This is a genomic window from Paenibacillus sp. R14(2021) (genome assembly GCF_019431355.1).
In the GTDB taxonomy this organism is placed as follows: domain Bacteria; phylum Bacillota; class Bacilli; order Paenibacillales; family Paenibacillaceae; genus Paenibacillus_Z.
This window is the reverse complement of sequence record NZ_CP080269.1, coordinates 3,359,397-3,375,738: the sequence shown is the minus strand read 5'-3', so window position 1 is coordinate 3,375,738 and position 16,342 is coordinate 3,359,397. Positions and strand designations below refer to the sequence as shown.

General features: G+C 52.7%; 13 protein-coding genes. 9 read left to right on the top strand and 4 right to left on the bottom strand.

The genetic code is table 11. The annotated features are described in order from the left end of the window. Positions 1-42 precede the first annotated feature (42 nt). From KXU80_RS15645 to KXU80_RS15630, 4 genes are all read right to left on the bottom strand, one after another. Complete coding sequence (locus KXU80_RS15645; RefSeq protein WP_219834193.1) at positions 43-657, bottom strand: sigma-70 family RNA polymerase sigma factor family protein; 615 nt, start codon at positions 655-657, stop codon at positions 43-45. 188 nt (positions 658-845) lie between these two features. After that, a complete protein-coding gene (locus KXU80_RS15640) occupies positions 846-2,285 on the bottom strand; it encodes a spore germination protein (protein WP_258171465.1) in 1,440 nt (479 codons plus the stop codon). Between the two features lie 61 nt (positions 2,286-2,346). Continuing rightward, the gene (locus KXU80_RS15635; RefSeq protein WP_219834191.1) at positions 2,347-3,429 is read right to left on the bottom strand and encodes a GerAB/ArcD/ProY family transporter; all 1,083 of its coding nucleotides are present in this window, start codon (positions 3,427-3,429) and stop codon (positions 2,347-2,349) included. 107 nt (positions 3,430-3,536) lie between these two features. Beyond that, positions 3,537-4,601 carry a Ger(x)C family spore germination protein gene (locus KXU80_RS15630; RefSeq protein ID WP_219834190.1) on the bottom strand — a complete coding sequence of 355 codons (1,065 nt, stop codon included), beginning with the start codon at positions 4,599-4,601 and terminating at the stop codon, positions 3,537-3,539. Positions 4,602-5,104: 503 nt separating this feature from the next. Between KXU80_RS15630 and KXU80_RS15625 the strand changes: the two genes are divergently transcribed. From KXU80_RS15625 to KXU80_RS15585, 9 genes are all read left to right on the top strand, one after another. Next, complete coding sequence (locus tag KXU80_RS15625) at positions 5,105-6,382, top strand: ABC transporter substrate-binding protein (protein WP_219834189.1); 1,278 nt, start codon at positions 5,105-5,107, stop codon at positions 6,380-6,382. An 87-nt stretch (positions 6,383-6,469) separates the two neighbouring features. After that, the gene (locus KXU80_RS15620; RefSeq protein WP_219834188.1) at positions 6,470-7,354 is read left to right on the top strand and encodes a carbohydrate ABC transporter permease; all 885 of its coding nucleotides are present in this window, start codon (positions 6,470-6,472) and stop codon (positions 7,352-7,354) included. Between the two features lie 14 nt (positions 7,355-7,368). Then, complete coding sequence (locus tag KXU80_RS15615) at positions 7,369-8,184, top strand: carbohydrate ABC transporter permease (RefSeq protein WP_219834187.1); 816 nt, start codon at positions 7,369-7,371, stop codon at positions 8,182-8,184. A gap of 49 nt (positions 8,185-8,233) precedes the next feature. Further along, entirely contained in the window at positions 8,234-9,253 is a 1,020-nt protein-coding gene (locus KXU80_RS15610; RefSeq protein ID WP_219834186.1) for a LacI family DNA-binding transcriptional regulator, read from the top strand. Between the two features lie 29 nt (positions 9,254-9,282). Further along, entirely contained in the window at positions 9,283-10,242 is a 960-nt protein-coding gene (locus KXU80_RS15605) for a carbohydrate kinase family protein (protein WP_219834185.1), read from the top strand. 21 nt (positions 10,243-10,263) lie between these two features. Next, complete coding sequence (locus KXU80_RS15600; RefSeq protein ID WP_219834184.1) at positions 10,264-11,556, top strand: glycoside hydrolase family 125 protein; 1,293 nt, start codon at positions 10,264-10,266, stop codon at positions 11,554-11,556. Next, entirely contained in the window at positions 11,556-14,594 is a 3,039-nt protein-coding gene (locus tag KXU80_RS15595) for a glycoside hydrolase family 2 TIM barrel-domain containing protein (RefSeq protein WP_219834183.1), read from the top strand. The genes KXU80_RS15600 and KXU80_RS15595 overlap by 1 nt, the downstream gene beginning before the upstream one ends. Before the next feature lie 37 nt (positions 14,595-14,631). Then, positions 14,632-15,567, top strand: coding sequence for an aldo/keto reductase (locus tag KXU80_RS15590; protein WP_219834182.1), 936 nt, complete (start codon positions 14,632-14,634; stop codon positions 15,565-15,567). Positions 15,568-15,569: 2 nt separating this feature from the next. Then, positions 15,570-16,322, top strand: coding sequence for a sugar phosphate isomerase/epimerase family protein (locus KXU80_RS15585; RefSeq protein ID WP_258171026.1), 753 nt, complete (start codon positions 15,570-15,572; stop codon positions 16,320-16,322). Positions 16,323-16,342: the final 20 nt, after the last annotated feature.

The following is a 16,342-nucleotide window of genomic DNA, read 5'->3' as shown; positions in this document are numbered from 1 at the left end:
CGCACTGACAAGCGGTGCGTCTTTTTGTTGTTATGCGCGCGTTCAGGTTAATCGAATGTGCCTTAATTTGTCTGGGTTTGCGACAATATAAATTTGCTGTATGAGCAGGGTGAGGGGGTCCCATTCCAGGCAGACGACGCCCATCGGCGCGCCTTCCTGTGTAATCAATATGCCTTGGCGTCCATTGACCGTAACCTGTTTAGCCCTGGATGCAGGGAATTGAGCCGTCGTTATGCCATGCAGCACACAGCTTACGTTTGTTTTGCCCGTTATCGGCTGGGCGACCACGGAAACTTTGCCGCCGCCGTCCGCGATCAATACGACATCGTCGGCCATAAGCTCCTCGATGGATCCCATGTCTGCGTTCGACAGAGCTGTAATGAGTCGATTGACCGCTTCCACGAAGATGAAGCCCTTCTTCGGCACCGATCTTAATTCGTTCAGACAGTGATTGATCGTTTTCTTCGTGAGCTCCGCAGTCATGGCATGAATGTGAGCATGAAGCAGCTCGTGATGACTTTGGAGCACATGTCGAACCGTCAGCTCGGCATCTGCGCTAGAGCCGAGCATACGGTGGGCGATGGATAATAAATGCGGCTTGTAGATTTGCGTTAATGCATTGAATTTGTCGGACGGGTCGCTTACGTTCATAGACATTCAAGCTTCCCCCTTTCTTCGGGCTGTCCAGATCGTCCTCCTCTCGGGAGTAAACGGTTAGCAATATTGGGTTGACATCCATAAAACGAGATCGGCGTCCTACGTGTGACAAGGAAGGATTGCCGCGCTTTCATGTCCCGAATATGAAGAAGAACCCTGTTCAGGGTTCTTCCGTCAGCATACCGCCCTTATTTGGTATTCTTCTTCGTTCGCATTTCCTTTGGCATGAGCGTCATCATTTTGCGGGGCACGCGCACAATGGTATCCTTCCAGTCGGCCAAGACGATAGGCGCGAGCGGGGACATATAATGAACGGTGAATGAACGAATCGATACCAGGTGGACAAGCAGCACGAATACGCCGCACATCAGGCCGTATAAGCCCATCACGCCGGCCAGCAGCATGAATACGAATTGGACGATCCGCTGCGCGATTCCGAAGCCGTACGATGGGGAGATATAGTTGGAAATCGCGGTTAAGGAGACGACGATGACCATGGCGGCCGAAACAAGCCCGGCTTCTACCGACGCTTGGCCGATGACGAGTGCACCGACTATGGAGATGGCCTGGCCTGCGATGCGGGGCATCCGCAGTCCGGCCTCCCGCAGTATTTCGAAGGTGACGGTCATTATGATGGCTTCGATGACGGCAGGGAACGGTACTTCCTCCCGCTGGGCAGCCAAGCTGATCAGCAAAGGCGTCGGAAGCAGCTCTTGATGGTAGCTGACAACGGCAATATAAAGCGACGGCACGAAGATCGACAAGACAAACGATAACATGCGCAGCCATCTCAGCAGAGTCGCGATGTCCGCGCGCTGGTAATAGTCCTCGGGCGACGAGAACAACTGAAAGAAAGTGATGGGACCGGTAAGCGCCATAGGCGTGCCGTCAATGAGTACGGCTGTGCTGCCCTCCAGCATCTTGGCAACGATGACATCGGGACGTTCCGTGCTGATGAGCTGCGGGAACGGGGAACGGGTCTGGTCTTGAATCCATTCCTCGATGTAAGAGCTCTCTAGAATGCTGTCGGTTTGAATGGCAGTCAGCCGCTCTCGGAACTCGGCCACAATGCTGTCGTTCGCGATGTTCCTGAGGTAAGCCAGCTGCACGACCGTGCTTGTTTGCGAGCCGATGGTAAAGGTCTCGAACATCAAGTCGGGGCTTTTCAAGCGCTTGCGGATGAGCGCCATATTCAGCTGAACGTTCTCGACAAAGCCGTCCCGCGGCCCGCGGATCGCGGATTCCGACTTGGGCTCCGTAATGCTGCGATAATCCTGCTTGGCGACATCAAAGCTAAGGAACGCGGCTTGTTTTGGCGTGATGAGCAGACAATTTCCGGAGAGAAGCTCTTTGATGCCCTCCGCGGCATCGGATACCAGCGTCCTGTTTACTAACGGAATTATGCCGGTCAGCCAGTCGGCATTGATTTCGCCCGTATGCTGCCTGCTGCTGCTCTCTATCAGCGGCTTCAAAATCATCTCGTCTATAGTGGTCGATGTGGTAATGGAGCTGATAAATAAGCAGTAGATCGTATTGTCCGCATGCAGGGGAAGCGAACGGCATATGAAATCGCAGGAATGTCCGAAGCGCTTGGCAATGTCTGCGACGATTTGCGTACCTGGGTCCATCACGCCTAGGCGCTCCTTTCTGCAAGCAGCAAGCGCTTGTTTACTTTAGGGAGGGCTGATTTCACTGCCCTTCTCCTATTTTTAATGACGTATGCGGCTGTACGGTGTTCTTCTTCTGAATCCAGGCGCAGACGATCAGCAGGAGGGGGAAGACGATGCCGAACAGACAGTAGTAAGCCAACAAGTAGCTTTTCACCCATTCAATGTTCTGGACGATGTTCTGGAAGGAGAGCGAGTAGGCGACAATGACCCAAACAAGCGGAATCGCCACGGTCGTTCGCTTCTTAATCTGAAACAACTGGCAGATCGCCAGCACCGCGCAATAGAAGACGATGCTTAGCTTGAGGCATACGATTAAGAGAATGTTTACGGCCAGTATCGATTCCAGATGCTCCAGAAATCCTGTGAATTGAAGCTCCCGGAACATGATAAAAACAGGGTAAATGAGATGCGAGCTGCGGTTCACCCCGAGCACGCCGATGATGATCAGCATGGTTCCGATCAATACGAGTCCGGGCGCCAGAATGCCGAGTAAATATGCCGTCTTCAGCCGGCTTTTTACGAAGGGGAACAACATCATGAAGGACACGGTTTCCATGAACGGAAACCCTAGTACGTACCTGGTTTCAACGAGCGTGCGCCACATGTGCAGCTCATCCGGACTTCTGAAATTATGCCAGTCCCACCCCGTTGCAAGGCCGGAGACGACGGGAATCCAATACACGATTTGGATATAGGGCATGAGCAGCTCCGTTACCATGGCGATGGAGGAGATGCCTTTGACGACGGCATAACAGCAGGAGGTGAGCAGCAAGAGATTGAAGATCGCCACAGGCGTCTTCGGCATCATGTTGATTTGCATGAAATCGGCTAGGTTGCGCGTGACCCATGAAGCGATTTGGATGAAGAACACGATGTAACAGAGGGATACGACGCCTCCGGCCCATTTGCCAAGGACCTGCTTCGCGATTTCGACGAGGCTCTTCCCGGGGTAGAGGCTGGATAAATAAAGCCACAGCAGCGCCAGCGCGAGCCCGTAAACCAATGCCCATATGAAGACGAGCCAGGAATATTCCTTCGCGTCCTTCACTAATTGTCCAGGCAGCAGAATCCACGTCGTTCCTGCCGTGAAATAGAACGTCATGACGAACAATTACCACGCGCTCAGGCGTGATGTCTCCAACCAGATTACCTTCTCTCCGTGGAATAGGTATGGCTTGCGTTGCCAATGATCATCATCTTAGATTCTACTCAGAAGGTCACCTTTGTACGCGTCCAGTTCGGATCGGGCTTCCCGGCCTCATCCTGAATGCCGAGCAGATCCCATTTCTTCGTTCTCGCTAATTGAACGAGCGCCTCTGCGCGCTTGGCGAACACGCGATTAAAGGCGGTTTCGAATTCATGCAGCGTGACGGATGAGAGCGGCTGCGCCTGCTGATTATTCGTCACTCGTAATTGTACCGACACACTGACGTGAAGTCCGGTCCGAGGATTCAATGTCCGTTTTACCTTCACATGCCTGATCTCCAGGGCAACGTCTTGCCCGTTCACGGTCAAGGTTTCGATGTAGTTTCCAAGCTGCTGATTCAAGAGAAAATAAAGCTCCTTGGTCCCAATGTCGATTTTGCCGACCATCACGTCATGGAGAAAGACGGCACCCCCGATGAATGCAATGGCTTGTTTATTAACGTTGGCTTCTTCGAGCCGATCGGTGTTGTCCGCGGATGTCCTGGACGTATAGTGAATCAAGGGGATGACGATCGGGGTCTCGTGGTCGACTCGTTTCGCCATGTCTTTCATGCGAATGGGCTCAAATCCGGATACGAATCCGCGGCCGCTCTGATCCGTCAGGGAACGAATGAACCTGCCCGGCATCCGCTCAAGCGGAGTGAAGCTGTTCATCACGACGGAGAGCGGGGAATCGGACACCAACAAGATGACATTCGTTCTTCGCTCCGGGCTGAATTCATAGAAATTAATCAGGTCCATGATGCCCTGCCGCGCATAGCGTTCGGACACGATTAAGGACTGCATATGCGGCATGAACAGGAGCCGAGGCATCAGCATACGCGCGTTGTCCGAGAGCTTGCCGATGTTATTGCTCTGGAAGCGAAACGTATATATGGCAGCCTTGGCGCCGCTTTGTTTATTCGACAACGCGCTTGGGTTAATCACTTGATAATAGGCGGTAATGATCTTGGTCTTCGGATCCTTATCCGTTGCGCCTAAGTTGACGATGGCCAGCTGATTGATTTCCTTCATATCCCAACATCCCGTGCACAGCAAGAGGAGCGCTATAATGATGCCGAGCTTCATGTTGCCTTCATCCTTTATTCGCCTTGGTGTTCGTTCTGTTCGCAGAGAGGGCCGTGGTTTTTATTCTGTATGCCCATCTTGCAGAGGCTTCATACTCCGCGGAAGCTAGGGGGAGATAGCCCCTGGCACCGTATAGTTAACGCCGTGAACGAAAGGGCCAAGGCTAAATCCAGCTAGAAGAAATTACATGTAAGCGTTTTATTCGAAGTTGGTTGCTTGCTATTGTCAAACCGGATGCGAGGGTTTATACTGAACACAAGTTCATATGGTATCGATTTCAGAAAACGATATCATCGAACAAATCGTATTTTGAAAACGTGCATCATCCAAATCTGGTATCGATACCAGATTTTTGATTGAACGTCATCAGGAGGTGCAGAGTTTTCGGCCGGATTCTATTAATCGGGTTTGTTCAGGGAATACTCAGGTAAAGACGGCAACGAATGTGAAGAACGGAATGCTTTATTCAACTTAATTCGAATCCAGTATTGGGGGAACACTGCATGAAACTCAAAGCCTTATCCGGAACGCTGCTAGCCCTATCCTTTATGCTTGTCGTGACTGCTTGCGGTCAAAGCAAAACAAACAATTCCGGTGGAAATGAAAGCGCTGCAGGACAAAAGGTGACGTTGAAAATGTGGTATTGGAACGGTGCAATATCGGATTCGACGATTGAAGCTGCCAAGAAGCAGTTTCCGAACATCGATCTGAAGGCAGAGAAGCTTCCTTCCGGAGGCGACTACTTGACCAAGCTGAAAACGACGATTACCGGGGGCGGAGACGGCCCCGATATTGTAGCCATGGACAGCTGGATCTCGTCCATGCTTGCTTATAAAGACAAATTCGCAAACCTTTACGATCAAGGCGCTCGCGATGTTCAGCCCAAGTACCTGGACTGGAAATGGAAGATGGCAGCGACTAGCGACGATAAATACGTGATCGGGCTGCCGATCGACGTTGCTCCGGTCGTGCTCTACTACCGCAGCGACTTGTTCGCAAAAGCCGGCGTGCCGAGCACACCCGATGCGATCAAAGCACAGGTGAAGACATGGGATGATTATTTCAACCTGCTGAAGAAAGTCAAAGATGCGACAGGAACGCAGTCGGGAACGATCGTGGATATTTTCAGAAGCTTGATCGGCCAGAACAGCACCGGGTTATTTGATCAAGACGGTAAGTTCATTGGCGACCAAGCCCCAATTAAATCCGCTTGGGATGCTTCGGTGAAGGCGTACCAAGCAGGCCTGACATTCCCGTTCTCCAATGATTCCGAGAAGAACGCGGCGATGAACAACAATAAGGTTTCTTCGTTTACCGGCGCATCCTGGGCTGTCGGCGACTTGATCGGCGCCGCTCCGGATACGAAAGGCAAATGGAACATTGCTTATCCGCCGGGCGGCGTAGGCAACCAAGGCGGCTCCTTCATGGGCGTGCTGAAATCCTCGGAGCATCAGAAGGAAGCCTATGAAGTGATCAAGTTCCTCGTAAGCCCAGAGAATTTGATGGTCGGCTACAAGGAATTCGGCAACTATCCGTCCACGCCTGAGATCTACACGAAGCCTGATATGGTGAACAAGAATGAATTCTTCGGCGGCCAAGATCTGAGCCCTGTATTCGCCGATGCGGCCAAAGACGTCAAAGTCGCTCATACGGATGCAAGAGATGACATGGTGCTGAACGTACTCGTCGAGTCGCTTGGCTTCGTCGATACGAAGAAAGCAGATCCGGAGAAAGCCTGGACGGACGCGCAGGAGAAAATCAAGCGTCAGCTTTCGCACTAAGCGCAGGCCGGAAGCCGGGAAACAAATCAAAGATGAGGCAGGCAAGGATAATGGAAGCCTGCCTCATCGAATTCGTGGAGGAGCAGCATGGGAGGCTTATTAAAAGACATTTACAAGAGCAGAACGCTATATCTGTTTATTTCTCCTTTCTATATCTTGTTCCTGATCTTCTCTGTATTTCCAATCTTCTTCTCGATCTATCTATCCGTTCATAAGTGGGACGGAATCGGGGAGATGCAGTCGGTAGGGTTCAGCAACTTTGTGTACATGTTCAACGATCCAACGTTCTGGCAGGCCTTAATCAACAATATTGCCCTGTGGCTGTTGTCTAACGGCCCGATGCTCGTCTGCTCGCTCATTGTCGCTTTCGTTATCAATCTGTCGATCGTGAAATTCAAAGGTTTTTTTAGAATCGCGTACTTTCTTCCGAATATTACGGCGATGGTCGCCGTTGTTATTATTTTCCAATCGATGTTTGGCAATGAATACGGACTGATCAATTACGTGCTCGAGAATCTTGGCCTGAGCAAAATCGCATGGTTCAACTCCAGCGCAGGGGTTCGGGTGGTGATCGCGGCCATGATCAGTTGGAGATATATGGGCTATAACGCCATTATTTATTTGTCCGGCTTGCAGCGCATTCCCAAAGACTTATATGAAGCTGCCCATCTGGACGGCGCAACGACGCTCCAAACGTTTACGAAAATAACGATTCCGATGCTGAGACCGATTATCTTATTCTCCGTGATGATGTCTACCATCGGCGGATTTCAAATTTTCACGGAGCCGCAAGTATTGGCAGGCAATCAATCGCCCTATCCGGGCTCGGATACCATTGTCCTCTATATGTTCCGGGAAGGCTTTAACTATCAGAACTACGGCTATGCAGCGGCTGTATCGTGGGTACTGTTTATCATTATTGGCATCATATCCGTATTAAACTGGAAGCTCTTCAACAGATCGGACGATTAAGGAGCATAGATAAGATGACTTCAAAAAAAATAGTCGTGCATGCGTTTTTGCTGGCGGGTGTTCTATTGTCCATATTCCCGTTTTACTGGCTCGTTGTCATGTCGACGAATGAGACGAGCGCCATCTTTGCGTTTCCGCCCAAGCTGACCTTCGGTACGTATTTTATTACGAACTATCAGCATGTCATGGAGAATATCAACTTTACGCGCTCCTTCTTCAATACCCTGTTTATCGCGGTGACGAGCAGCGTGCTTCAGTTGTTTTTCAATTCATTAACGGGGTTTACGTTTGCGAAGTTTAAATTCCCAGGCTCCAAGGTGCTCTTCTACTTAATGATCGCTACGATGATGATTCCAGCGCAGATGCTGCTCGTGCCGCAGTTTATCATCATTAAAGAGATGGGATGGCTCGGCAGCTATAAGGCGCTGATCGTACCGGGCATGGCCAGCGCATTCGGGATCTTCTGGATGAGGCAGTACGCGCTTGCAATCCACGACGACATGCTCGAGGCGGCCACGATCGACGGCTGCAACAAATTCGGCTTGTATTGGCGAATCGCGCTGCCAATTCTTAGACCCGCGCTGGCGTTTCTGGCGATTACGATCTTCATGGGGGTATGGGAAGATTACTTATGGCCGTTAATTATTCTGACGGACACGTCCAAATTCACACTTACGCTGGCGCTGCAGCAGCTCAAGTCCGCGCATACGGCCGACTATTCCATGGTTATGACTGGCACCCTGCTTGCGACTGTTCCGCTCATTATCTTCTTCTTATTGGTGAGCCGGCAGTTTATTGCAGGCATCATGGAAGGTGCAGTTAAGAGCTAGTGCTAGACGCAGCAATCGATCCTTAGAAAACAAAGGCAGGATGATAATCATGGCGCCCAAAATCAAGGATGTCGCAAAGCACGCCGGCGTGTCCGTAACGACGGTGTCGCGCGTATTGAACGGCGAGAAGTACGTCAAAGACGATCTCAAGGAACGAGTGAAACGCGCGATCGATGAGCTGGGCTATTCACCGAGCCATATCGCAAGAAGCCTAGTGCTGAAGAAAACGAATCTGATCGGCGTCATTGTGCCCGATATTACGTCGAGCTTCTATTCCACGATCTTGAGCACGATCGAGCGGACGGCCAGCCGCAACGACTATAACCTCATGGTCTGCAACATTCTGGAGGAGACCGATAAAGAGCTTAAATATTTGCAGGTGTTTAAGCAGATGCGCGTGGACGGCATCATTATTATGCATGAGAAGCTAAACGAGGAAATCCGCGAACTGATTCAGAGCTTGGATATTCCGTTCCTGTTCTCCAGCGTGAAACCGGCGGATCAGGAGTTTGTCTCCGTCATTATCGATGATTATGCTGCATCTTATGACGTTACCCGTCACTTGATCAGCCTTGGTCATACGCGAATCGGATTTATCGGCGGGGATATGAGAGACGTAACGTCCGGGCAGAACCGCTATCTCGGCTATCGCGATGCGCTGACCGATTGCGGGCTTGCGATCGTCAGCGATTATATCCGGTTCGGTGATTACAAGACGCAAAGCGGACATGCCCTCATGAAGGAAATCTTGGCGAATGAGACGCCGCCAACGGCCGTCTTCGCGGTGAGCGACGATATGGCGGTCGGGGCAATGAACTGCATTCATGACCATGGGCTGAAGGTGCCGGATGATGTATCCATTATTGGATTTGACGGAAGCCAGCTGACGGAGCAGGTCCGTCCGCGCTTGTCCTCCATGGAGCAGCCCATATTAGAAATGGGAGAGGTCACGGTCGAAACGCTGCTGGCGATGATCAAGGGCGATCCAAACAGGACGTTTACCGACGTGATCCTACAGCATAATCTTGTTGACCGGGACAGCTGCAAGGCTTATAACGGGCAACCCTAACATACTGGGATTGGAAGAGGGAGAGCAGCTTGGAAACAACATTCGACGCAGTTGTCATTGGTGACGCTAATATTGATCTTGTGGTGGTTGGGTGCGATGAGGTTCCCCAGCCGGGCCAGGAAGTTTTTGTCGATAACATGATGATGCACGTTGGCGGGGGGGCTGCTTTATTCGCGGTCTCTCTCGCGAAGCTCGGCCTGCAAGTGGCGTTTAACGGCGTTTTGGGAGACGACGGCAATGGCCGTTTTATTCGCGAACGCTTCGCCAAATATGGTATCGATACCACAATGATTAAGACGAGTACGGTTCATAATACCGGCGTTTCGATCGCGTTTAACCCCGATAAAGACCGATCCTTCATTACCTATGCAGGATCCAATCTGGAGCTGCAGGTAGACGAGCTCGATCTGGAGCCGATCACGCGGGGCCGGCATGTCCACGTAACAGGTTATAGAGGAAGACGTAATCATGAGACATATATGGCATTCGTGCAATCCTTGAAGGAAAAGGGGGTCACCTTGTCCTGCGACGTAGGCTGGGATGATTCGGGCGAATGGGACAGCTGCATCTTCGACTATATGCGCCATTTCGACGTGTTCTTAATGAACGAGACCGAGGCGCTTCATTATACAGGATCGGATGACGTCGAAGAGAGTCTTCGGTACATGTCCACGTATTGCAGCCATGTCGTTATCAAGCTGGGAGCGGATGGCGCCATTGCCATGAAAAACGGTGTGGTGACGCGTCAATCGGCTTATCGGGTGAAGGCGGTCGATACGACCGGTGCCGGAGATTCCTTCAATGCCGGTTATCTCTATGGTTATCTGTCGGGGATGGACGTCGTAACGAGCCTTCAATATGGAAACGTCTGCGGCGCGCTTTCCGTCGGTGCATACGGCGGAAGCACAGGCACACCGAATCTGGATGGTTTGAAAGCTTTTATCCTTCGGCATGAAGCAGAAGCGGCCGTATCCGATGCGGCGATGTAAGCGAAGAGAGGGTGGAGAACGATGACGATGATCTTGCCGGATTCCGTAACGGCCTTGCTCGAAGAATCGGAAACGACGCTGGCCGCTAATCCGAAGCTGCTCCGCATGTTCAAGAATTGCTATCCCAATACGCTGGAAACGACGACGAAGCTGCTGGCCGATCAGTCGGCCTATGTGATTACGGGCGACATTCCTGCCATGTGGCTGCGGGATTCAAGCGCCCAAATCCGGCATTACCTGCCCCTCGCCGCCGGCGACGTCCGGCTGCAGGACGTATTCACGGGCTTGATTCGCAGGCAAATCGCCTACATTCAAATCGATCCGTATGCCAACGCGTTCAACGAGGAAGCGAACGATAACCGGTACGATCAGGATTTGACCGAGCTTGATCCTTGGGTATGGGAACGCAAATACGAGATCGATTCGCTCTGTTACCCCATTCAGCTGGCGTATTTATTCTGGAAGGAGACGGGGAGAACGGATGCCTTCGATGCCGCCTTCCGCAGGGCCGTGGATACGATCATTTCGCTGTGGCGGACGGAGCAGCGGCATATGGAGCAATCGCCGTATCGGTTCGCCCGCGTCGATTGTCCGCCAAGCGATACGCTGCGTAACAACCGGATGGGCATGCCGGTGAACTACACGGGGATGACTTGGTCAGGCTTCCGGCCAAGCGACGATGCCTGTACGTTCGGCTACTTGATTCCTTCCAATATGTTCGCTGTCGTAGCGCTCCGTTACATCGAAGAGATCGCCCGCGACATATGGAACGATGCGGATTGCGCCGCGCAGGCTGCCGAGCTGCGGGAAGAGATTGATTACGGCATCCAGACCTATGGGACGTACCTGCATCCGAAATACGGCAGGATCTATGCCTATGAAACGGATGGTTTCGGCAATTACAACTTGATGGATGACGCGAACGTACCGAGCCTGCTGTCAATTCCTTACTTAGGCTATACGTCCGCCGATGATCCGATTTATCAGAACACGCGCAGCTTTGTGCTCAGCGCCGATAACCCGTATTACTTCGAAGGCACGCATGCCAAGGGCATCGGAAGTCCCCATACGCCGAAAGGCTATATTTGGCCGATCAGCCTAGCGATGCAGGCACTGACGTCGCAGGACGAAGCCGAGGTACGGGAAATCTTGACGATGCTGACGGAGACGGATGCGAATACAGGCTATATGCACGAAGGCTTCGATAAAGACGACCCCGAACGCTTTACGCGTCCTTGGTTCGCTTGGGCGAATAGTTTATTCGGTGAATTGATCCATGGACTGATGAGAAACGGGCATAAGGAGTGGGTTTGATGATTCAGATCGACAAATACTGGGAAGACCTGAACGTTCTTCAGGTCAATAGGCAGTCGCCTCGTGCTTATTATATTCCTTATGCGGACGAGCAATCGGCGAAATCCGGGAAGCGGGGACAATCCCCCTATTATCAAACCTTGAACGGCAGCTGGAAATTCCAATATCACCGTACCGTTCACGCGGTGGAAGAAGCCTTCTATGAAGAGGCTGCGGATATCAGCGCTTGGGACGATTTAATCGTTCCATCCTGCTGGCAGATGAAGGGCTATGACCAGCTTCAATATACGAATTTCAACTATCCCTTCCCTTGCGATCCGCCTTATGTCCCCGAAGACAATCCGGCGGGACTTTATGTGAGGGAATTCAATTTGTCGCAGGAGATGACGGATAAAGAACGTCATATCGTCTTTGAAGGCGTCAATGCGTGCTTTTATTTGTGGGTAAACGGGAAATTTGCCGGATACAGCCAGGGCAGCCGGGTGCCGGCCGAATTCGATGTATCTGCTCTTCTTCGCGAAGGGAAGAACCGAATCGCAGTCATGGTGCTGAAGTGGTGCGACGGCTCGTACCTGGAAGATCAGGATTTGTGGCGGTATACGGGCATATTCCGGGATGTTTACATCCTTGCGCGCGACACGATTCACGTAAGGGATGTATTTAATAAGCAGACGTTCGAAGACGGCTTCCGCAAGGCGGCCTTGGCCGTGGAGCTTGAAACGACGGGCTGCATCGAGGTTCGCGGCGAGTTGAAGGATGCGCAGGGAAATAGCGTGGGCTCGGTTCGGCAGGTTGTGGATGGCAAAGGAACGCTGCGGTTCGAAGTGGCGGATCCGATACTATGGAATGCCGAGCGGCCTTACCTGTACCGGCTTTACATCCACAGCGGCGGGGAAGTCCTTTCGTTTCCTGTCGGATTCAAACAGGTTGCGATCGAAGACGGCGTGTTTCTCATCAATGGCCAAGCGGTCAAGCTCAAAGGCGTCAATCGGCATGACTCCCATCCGGTTCTCGGACAGACCATTCCGATCAACCATATGATCAAAGACCTTGCGCTCATGAAAAGGCATAACATCAACACCGTCCGCACCTCTCATTACCCGAATGATTCCCGGTTCATGGAGCTGTGCAATGAATACGGATTTTATGTCATCGATGAAGCGGACTTGGAATGCCATGGAATCGGAAGCGCAGGCGATTTTCACGGCGGGTTCCATAGGCTTTCCCGCGACCCTGAATGGAAAGCCGCTTTCGTGGAACGTGCTGTTCGGATGGTGGAGCGGGATAAGAATCACCCGTGCGTCGTGATGTGGTCGATGGGCAATGAGTCCGGCTATGAAGCCAACCATATCGCGATGGCCGAGTGGACGAGATCGCGCGATGCGTCCATTCCGGTTCATTACGAAGGGGCGGCACCGCATTACGAGGGCAGCCCGCAAGTGGATTGCTTGGATGTGGAGAGCCGCATGTATGCCTCCGTCGAGCAGATCGAAGCGTACGCCCGGGACGAGAAGCAGACGAAGCCGATGTTCTTGTGCGAATATAGTCATGCGATGGGAAATGGACCCGGAGATTTGCTCGATTACTGGAAGGTGATCTATCGGTATCCTAAGCTGATAGGCGGCTGCGTATGGGAATGGTCGGATCATGGCATCCAGGCGCAAACCGAAGCGGGCACGCCTTATTATGCGTATGGCGGAGATTTCGGCGATACCCCGAATGACGGGAATTTCTGCATAGACGGACTTGTTACGCCTGACCGCAAGCCCCATACGGGGCTGCTTGAGCTGAAGAAGGTGCTGGCTCCGATCCGGATCGAGGCGGAAAACGTGCCGAACGGCGAAATAAAAGTGACGAACTTATACGACTTCATCGATCTATCCCATGTCGGCGTTTTCTGGAAACTGGAAGCGGACGGCAAGGTGATTCGCCAAGGTCAATCGGAAGTTGCCGGGATCGCCCCGCACGCTTCTCGAATCGTACGTCTTCCTTATACGGTGCCGGCTGAGGGAGCGGAGGATTATGTGCTTACGTTGTCCTGCTGGTCGAAAGAGGAAACAGCGTGGGCGGCAGCCGGACATGAAATCACCTTCGAGCAGTTTGAATGGAAAGATGGACTTCAGCATGAGCCTGCGCCTGAACGCAAGCCGATCCTGAAGGCTTTCGTTCTTGCCAAGCAGCACGGGCAAGAATTAACCATTGAAGGTTTTGATTTCGCCCATGCATTCAATCTGATTGACGGCTCCCTGCATCGCGTATCCAGGCATGGCGTGGACATGCTGGGTGCCCCGGCCCGATTCTCGATCTGGCGGGCGCCGACGGATAATGATATGCACGTGAAGGAGAAATGGCTCGAGGAAGGCTATGACCGGGCCATTACGAAGGTGTATCAATCCGAGTGGGAACAAACAGAGGAGGGTTCCGTTGACATCAGATGCCGGTTTTCAATCGGCGCGGTGAGCCGGTTTGCCTTCCTTCGGGGAGAAGCCTGCTGGAAGGTGGACCCGAGCGGAGCGATCGATCTCTTGGTGACAATCCAAGTTCAAGAAGAGCGCGAGCTCCCGTATCTTCCGCGGTTCGGACTCCGTCTTGCCATGCCGCAGGGAATGGAAGAGGTGGAGTACGCCGGTTTCGGGCCGCATGAAAGCTATATCGATAAACGTCAAAGCGTTCGAAGAGGCCAATTCCTGACGACCGTTGACGACATGTTCGAAAACTACATCATGCCTCAAGAGAACGGATCGAGGTACGGAACGCAGTGGGCGATCGTATCCAATGAGCAGGGCATGGGCCTGCGGTTCTCTTCGCCGGAAGGTTTCTCCTTCCACGCGTCGCACTACGCGCCGGAAGATTTGACGAAAGCGGCCCATTCGTGGGAGCTGGCAAAAAGAAAAGAAACCATCGTTCATTTGGATTATAAGATGAGCGGCGTCGGTTCCAATTCCTGCGGACCGGAGCTGCTCGAGCCTTACCGACTGAACGAGAAGGCATTCCGGTTCGGTCTTCGCGTAAATCCCGTCTTCAAAGAGGATGAATAAGGCTCTATCTCAGTTAGTCCAAAGGAGGAGTATGGCTATGCAATATATGCAGATAGAAGGCGTAAACAAACCGATATCCCGATTGTTCATGGGCACGGGGGATTTGAGAAATTTGGGCGAGTCCGAGCGCAGCATGCTGGATGCTTTCGTTCAGGCCGGAGGCAATGCGTTCGATACCGCGCATCAATACAGGGGCAGGGAGCAGCTGCTCGGACAATGGCTGGAAGAGAAGAAGCTTCGGGATAAGGTCGTCATTATGACGAAGGGTGCGCATCATGATGACGGCAGCCCGGGCCCACGGGTCAATTCGCAGGCGATCCGCAAGGATCTGACGGAAAGCCTGGAGAGGCTCGGTACGGACTACGTCGATCTGTACGCGCTGCACCGCGATGATCCGACTGTAGAAGTCGGCCCAATCATGGAGGAGCTGAATGAGCATCTGCAAGCGAAACGGATCCGGGCGATCGGCGCTTCCAACTGGTCGCACCAGCGCATCCAGGAAGCGAACCAATACGCTTCGGCGCATAGCCTGAGCGGATTTGCGTTCAGCAGCCCTAACCTGAGCTTGGCAAAGCCGAACGAACCGAGATGGGCGGGCTGCGTATCCGCCGATGAAGACACCTGCGCCTGGCACGAGGCTAACCAGCTTCCGCTGTTGTCTTGGTCCGCACAAGCAGGCGGATTCTTCTCGGGGAACTTTACGCCGGACAATCCTTCGGACCCGGAAATGGTCCGCGTCTACTATAGCAGCAGCAACTGGGAACGGTTCAGACGTACCGCCGAGCTGGCGGCCGTCAAGGGGGTCACGCCTATTCAGCTCGCCCTGTCGTATGTGCTTTGCCAGCCGTTCCCGACCAGCGCCATCATTGGACCGCGCAATCCGGAGGAGCTTGCTTCTTCGATCAAATCGATGAATCTGTCATTGACCGCACAGGAAGTCGAATGGCTGGATCTGAAGCGGGAGGAGATTTGAATATGATTAAACAACAATTGGCAGCACAGCTGTATACCGTAAGAAACGAAGCGAAGAAGGATTTCGAAGGCCTGCTGCGGGAGCTGAGCGCCATGGGATGGGCAGCCGTGCAAATCGACGGGCTGCATGGCAATTCCGCCCGCGACCTGTCAGCGCTCATGAAGGAGCTTGGACTTAAAACCGCAGGCATGCACGTGGGCCTGGAGCGGATGAAGAATGACCTGAAGGCGGTATTGGAAGAAGCCGACCTGTTCGGAACCAAAGACTTCATCTGCCATTCGCTTCCGGATGGCCTGCAGAATCCCGAAGGCTACGCCAGCGTGAAGAAGGATCTGCTCGAGGTTGCCGCCAAAGTGGACGGAACCGGCTACCGGGTTGGCTACCATAACCATGATTTCGAATTCCACACGTCTATCGACGGGAAATTCGCCCTGGAGTACTTGCTGGAGAATCCGGCAGTCTATGCGGAAATCGATACGTATTGGGTGAAGAAAGCGGGTCAAGATCCGCTGTCGTTCATCCGCAATTATGCGCATCGCATGCCGATCCTTCATCTGAAGGACATGACGGCAGACGAACGGCAAACCTTCGCCGAAATCGGAACCGGCGTGATCGACTTTGCTCCGATTCTTCGATGGGGCTTGAAGAGCGGCGTCGAATGGTTTGCGGTCGAGCAGGATTACTGCCCGGGCAGCCCGCTCGACAGTCTGGCGCTCAGCCTGGAGAACTTGTTGAAGCTGGAGAAGACGCTCTAAGGTTGATTTCCCTGGAAAGG

Coding starts and splice junctions, on each gene's coding strand:
- KXU80_RS15610 (WP_219834186.1), top strand. CDS start 8,234: ATGGCGCCCAAAATCAAGGATGTCGCAAAGCACGCCGGCGTGTCCGTA.
- KXU80_RS15645 (WP_219834193.1), bottom strand. CDS start 657: ATGTCTATGAACGTAAGCGACCCGTCCGACAAATTCAATGCATTAACG.
- KXU80_RS15630 (WP_219834190.1), bottom strand. CDS start 4,601: ATGAAGCTCGGCATCATTATAGCGCTCCTCTTGCTGTGCACGGGATGT.
- KXU80_RS15625 (WP_219834189.1), top strand. CDS start 5,105: ATGAAACTCAAAGCCTTATCCGGAACGCTGCTAGCCCTATCCTTTATG.
- KXU80_RS15615 (WP_219834187.1), top strand. CDS start 7,369: ATGACTTCAAAAAAAATAGTCGTGCATGCGTTTTTGCTGGCGGGTGTT.
- KXU80_RS15590 (WP_219834182.1), top strand. CDS start 14,632: ATGCAATATATGCAGATAGAAGGCGTAAACAAACCGATATCCCGATTG.
- KXU80_RS15640 (WP_258171465.1), bottom strand. CDS start 2,285: ATGGACCCAGGTACGCAAATCGTCGCAGACATTGCCAAGCGCTTCGGA.
- KXU80_RS15600 (WP_219834184.1), top strand. CDS start 10,264: ATGACGATGATCTTGCCGGATTCCGTAACGGCCTTGCTCGAAGAATCG.
- KXU80_RS15595 (WP_219834183.1), top strand. CDS start 11,556: ATGATTCAGATCGACAAATACTGGGAAGACCTGAACGTTCTTCAGGTC.
- KXU80_RS15620 (WP_219834188.1), top strand. CDS start 6,470: ATGGGAGGCTTATTAAAAGACATTTACAAGAGCAGAACGCTATATCTG.
- KXU80_RS15585 (WP_258171026.1), top strand. CDS start 15,570: ATGATTAAACAACAATTGGCAGCACAGCTGTATACCGTAAGAAACGAA.
- KXU80_RS15635 (WP_219834191.1), bottom strand. CDS start 3,429: ATGACGTTCTATTTCACGGCAGGAACGACGTGGATTCTGCTGCCTGGA.